This window comes from Comamonas sp. B-9 (assembly GCF_000410635.1).
Classification (GTDB): domain Bacteria; phylum Pseudomonadota; class Gammaproteobacteria; order Burkholderiales; family Burkholderiaceae_C; genus Comamonas.
Genome location: NZ_APCR01000597.1, coordinates 1 through 4,567 on the forward strand (window position 1 = coordinate 1; position 4,567 = coordinate 4,567).

The 4,567-nt window shown below is 63.7% G+C and carries 5 protein-coding genes; 1 reads left to right on the forward strand and 4 read right to left on the reverse strand.

What is annotated here, in order from left to right; genetic code table 11:
- On the forward strand, positions 1–960 hold a 960-nt coding region (locus H928_RS0105950; RefSeq protein ID WP_021025676.1), incomplete at its 5' end, for a murein L,D-transpeptidase family protein.
- A gap of 98 nt (positions 961–1,058) precedes the next feature.
- On the opposite strand, the gene cydX is transcribed toward H928_RS0105950, so the two are convergent.
- From cydX to H928_RS0105970, 4 genes are all read right to left on the reverse strand, one after another.
- Positions 1,059–1,193 (reverse strand): cytochrome bd-I oxidase subunit CydX, encoded by a 135-nt coding sequence (gene cydX, locus H928_RS0105955; RefSeq protein ID WP_021025677.1) that lies wholly within the window; start codon positions 1,191–1,193, stop codon positions 1,059–1,061.
- Positions 1,194–1,222: 29 nt separating this feature from the next.
- Positions 1,223–2,377, reverse strand: coding sequence for a cytochrome d ubiquinol oxidase subunit II (cydB, locus tag H928_RS0105960; protein WP_021025678.1), 1,155 nt, complete (start codon positions 2,375–2,377; stop codon positions 1,223–1,225).
- A gap of 4 nt (positions 2,378–2,381) precedes the next feature.
- A complete protein-coding gene (locus H928_RS0105965; RefSeq protein ID WP_021025679.1) occupies positions 2,382–3,983 on the reverse strand; it encodes a cytochrome ubiquinol oxidase subunit I in 1,602 nt (533 codons plus the stop codon).
- Between the two features lie 90 nt (positions 3,984–4,073).
- Positions 4,074–4,567, reverse strand: a 494-nt coding sequence (locus H928_RS0105970) for an ATP-binding cassette domain-containing protein (RefSeq protein WP_027010604.1), incomplete at its 5' end; no start/stop codon positions are given.

Below are 4,567 nucleotides of genomic sequence, written 5' to 3' on the forward strand. Positions count from 1 at the left end.
CAGGCCGACGCAGCTGCGCCGCCCACGCCCGCGGCCAACGCCCAGGGCGCGCAGAGCCTCGAGCAGCTCCAGGGCCTGCAAGACGAGATCCGCCGCCGCATGCAGGGCGCCCAATCGCTGCCGGCCGCCGGCCAGGTGCCTGCGGAGTTTCTGTCGCTGTCACCATCGGTGCGCCAGGTTATCGCCATTGATGCGAGCCAGTCGCGCCTCTACCTGCTGCGCCATGACCAAGGCCAGCTGCAGCTGGTCGACAGCTTCTATGTCTCCGTCGGCAAGCTGGGGGTGGGCAAGCTCGAGGAGGGCGACCAGCGCACCCCCGAAGGCATCTACTTTATTGGCCGCCAGATTGCCGGCCAGCGCCTGCCCGAGTTCTATGGCAAGGGTGCTCTGACCCTGAACTACCCCAATGACTGGGACAAGGCCATGGGCCGCTCGGGCAGCGGTATCTGGCTGCATGGCGCGCCGCCGGACCAGTTCGCCCGCCTGCCCCAGGCCAGCGATGGCTGCGTGGTGCTGGCCAACCCCGATCTGATTGCGCTGATGCGCACGGTGGACAAGCTGACGCCGGTGCTGATCCGCGAGAAGCTGCAGTGGGTGGCGCCAAGCGATGCCTCGCACCGCCAGAGCACCGACGCTTTTACAGCCGTGCTGCAGCAGTGGCACCAGGCCTGGATGCAGGACGATCCCCAGGGGGCCTTGCAGCTGGCCACGCCGCAATGGACGGCCTCGCCCGAAGGCCAGGCCTGGCAGACACGCATGGCCGCGCTGTTCAAGGGCCGCAGTGTGGAGCTGCAGGACATCTCCACCTACGGCTGGAAAGACGACAAGGGCGAGATTCGCGTCGCCAACCTGAAACTCAAGAGCCGCGAACAGGCCCAGCCCTTGTCGCTGCGCCAGTACTGGCGCAAGGTGGGCAAGGACTGGCGGCTGTTCTCTGAAGATTTGCAAAACCAAAGCTGATGCGGCTCCATCCATAGCAAAAGGCCCAAACCTAGGTTTGGGCCTTTGTGCGTTGAGAGCCATGGCGCAGTGCCAGGCTCAGGGGTTTGTGCCGCAGCTCAGTGCTGCGAGTCTGGGTCGTCCAGCAGCTGCTGGCGCAGCTTCTGGTCTTCGGTCATCTCAAACCACATGGCGTTGAGCACCGCAAAGGCGGCGGCCAGCGGCAGGCCGAGAATCCAGGAGAAATACCACATAGTCGAATCCTTTCAGTGTGCAACGGCGCTCAGTAAGCGTGGCCGTTGCCGTCGTTGATGTCCTTGGCATTGACCTTGCCCCAGAGGACCGAGTAGACCCAGCTGGTGTAGGCCAGGATCAGCGGCATGAAGATGAGGGTGCAGACCAGCATGATGAACAAGGTCATGTGGCTGGACGACGAATCCCAGACCGTGAGGCTAAAGCGCGGATCGACGGACGAGGGCAGGATCATCGGGAACATCGAAGCGCCCACGGTCAGGATGATGCCGGCAATGCCCAGGCCGCTGGTGATCATCGCCAGGCCATCCTTGCGGGCACGGATCAGCACCGCTGCGATCAGGCAGCCAAGCACGCCGAGGATCGGCGCAGCCATCGTCCAGGGGTGCTGCTGGTAGTTCTGCATCCAGGCGCCGGGCGCGTGGGCGGCGGTCTTGAACAGCGGGTTCGACGGGCCGGTGGTGTTCAGCGCCGAGGTGATGCTGTAGCCGTCAACAAACTTCCACAGCACAATGCCGGCGAGCACGAACAGCACGGCAGTCACAACCGCCGAGATGCTGCCCACGGTGCGGGCACGGGCGGCAATGGCGCCTTCGGTCTTGATGCACAGCCAGGCCGCGCCATGCATCAGCAGCATGGTGACGGAGATGAGGCCAGCGAGGATCGCGAAGGGGTTGAGCAGGCCAAAGAAGCTGCCGTCATAGTGGATGTAGAGCTCGGGCGTCAGGCGGAAGGGCACGCCTTGGAGCACATTGCCCATGGCCACGCCGCAGATCAGCGCAGGGATAAAGCTGCCGGCAAACAGCGCCCAGTCCCAGCGGCTGCGCCAGGCGGGGGACTCGTTCTTGCTGCGGTACTTGAAGGCGACCGGGCGCAGGATCAGACCGATCAGGATCACGAACATGGCCAGGTAAAAGCCCGAGAAGGACACCGCATACAGCTGTGGCCAGGCGGCAAAGATGGCGCCACCGCCCAGCACCAGCCAGACCTGGTTGCCTTCCCAGGTGGGGCCCACGGCATTGATGATGACGCGGCGCTCCAGGTCGTTCTTGCCCAGGAAGGGCAGCAGCATGCCGGTGCCCAGGTCAAAGCCATCCATCACGGCAAAGCCGATCAGCAGCACGCCCAGCAGGACCCACCAGATGACACGCAGGGTGTCGTAGTTCAAAAGTGTATGCAAGATCATGGTGTTACTTTCCCGAATAGGTGGGTTGCGCCGTGGCGATCGAGGCATAGCTCAGCGGCTGCGGATCGCGCTGCTCGGGCTCAAGCTCGGGGCCCTTTTGGATGGCCTTGAGCATCAGCTTCATCTCGATGATGAGCAGCACCGTGTACAGCACCACAAAACCGAGGATGGTGATCAGCAAGGTGGTGACGCCCAGGTTGGACGCGGCCACAGCGGTGGGCAGCACGCCTTCGATGATCCAGGGCTGGCGGCCAAACTCGGCGACGAACCAGCCGCACTCGATCGCAACCCAGGGCAGCGGGATGGACCATACCGCTACCCACAGCAGCCAGCGGCGGTTTTCCAGCTGGTGGCGCGAGGCGAGGTAGAAGAAGACAGCTGTCAGCACGATGAAGAACATACCCAGCGCGACCATGATGCGGAAGGTCCAGAACAGCGGAGCCACCTGCGGAACCGTATCCCAAGCCGCCTTGGCGATCTGCGCATCGGTCGCCTGGCGCGGGTCATCGACATAGCGCTTGAGCAGCAAGGCATAGCCCAGCGACTTGCCATTGGCCTCGAACTGTTCCTTGAGCTCGGGCGAGATCGTGGTCGTTGAGCCGGCATCGCGGATTTTTTCCAGCGCGTCATAGGCCTTGATACCGTCGCGGATCAGCACCTCGGCGTGCTTGACCAGGTCGTTGATGCCCTGCAGCTCGGTATCGAGCGAGCGCGTGCCGATCAGGCCCATCGCCCATGGGATATGGATCGCGTAATGGGTCTCGCGCGCTTCCTGGTCAGGAAAGCCGATGGCGGTGAAGGCGGCCGGTGCAGGCTCGGTCTCCCACATCGCTTCAATCGCTGCGAGCTTCATCTTCTGGTGCTCGCCCGACAGGTAGCCGGATTCATCACCCAGCACCACGACCGACAGCGAACCGGCCAGGCCAAAGGCGGCGGCCACGGTCATCGAGCGCTTGGCCAAGGCCACATGGCGGCCCTTGAGCAGGTACCAGGCCGACACGCCCAGCACAAAGATGGAGGCGCAGACATAACCGGCAGAGACGGTGTGCACAAACTTCGCTTGGGCCACCGGGTTGCTCAGCACGGCGGCGAAGTCATTCACTTCCATGCGCATGGTCTGCGGGTTGAAGACGGCCCCCCCGGGGTTTTGCATCCAGCCGTTGGCGATCAAAATCCACAGCGCCGACAGGTTGGTGCCCAGGGCCGTGAGCCAGGTGACGATCAAGTGCTTGACCGGCGAGAGCTTGTCCCAGCCAAAGAAGAACAGACCGACAAAGGTCGCCTCCAGGAAGAAGGCCATCAGCCCTTCGATGGCCAGCGGGGCGCCAAAGATGTCGCCCACATAGTGGCTGTAGTAGCTCCAGTTCATGCCGAACTGGAACTCCATCACCAGACCGGTCGCCACGCCGATGGCGAAGTTGATGCCAAAGAGCACGCCCCAGAACTTGGTCATCTGGCGCCAGATGACACGCCGCGTCATCACATAGACCGTCTCCATGATGGCGATCAGCATGGACAGCCCCAGGGTCAGGGGAACGAAGAGAAAGTGGTACAGGGCTGTGAGTGCAAACTGCAATCTTGATAGCCCGACGATGTCGAGATCCATGAACTGGTCCTTCCGTGTTGTAAGTGCTCGATCTGGTAGAAAAACTACGTGGGTTCCAAACTGACAAATACCTGTGTTGCATGAGCCGGCCTAGCCAGGCCGCAATCGCTGCAACAGCGCTTCAAACTCTGCCGTGCCCTTGCGCGCTTGCGCCATGCCTTCTTGCAAGGGGGCGATCCAAACAATGCGGTCGGCGTGGCGCGCCTCGCGCTGCAAATGGCTGGCCATCACGATGGCGCCCTGGCCGCTGGCGGCCCGCTTTGCATGCCATTGCGCAATCGCGTGCATCACCTGGGCGGCGGTCTGGCGGTCCAGGCCTTCGGTGGGTTCGTCCAGCAAGCTCAAGGGCGCTGGGTGCAGCAGCAGGCGGGCCAGCGCCAGGCGGCGTGATTCGCCCCCCGACAGGCCCGCGCCCTGGCTGCCCAGGGGCGTGTTCAGTTGTTGGGGCAGGGCGCGGATGACATCAGCCAGGCCTGCCGTTTGCAGCGCGGCCCAGAGTTCGGCATCGCTGGCGTCAGGCCGGCCCAGGCGCAGGTTGGCGGCCACACTGGCCTGGAACAGCTCCGTGCGCTGGGGCAGGCTGG

Coding starts and splice junctions, on each gene's coding strand:
- cydX (WP_021025677.1), bottom strand. CDS start 1,193: ATGTGGTATTTCTCCTGGATTCTCGGCCTGCCGCTGGCCGCCGCCTTT.
- cydB (WP_021025678.1), bottom strand. CDS start 2,377: ATGATCTTGCATACACTTTTGAACTACGACACCCTGCGTGTCATCTGG.
- H928_RS0105965 (WP_021025679.1), bottom strand. CDS start 3,983: ATGGATCTCGACATCGTCGGGCTATCAAGATTGCAGTTTGCACTCACA.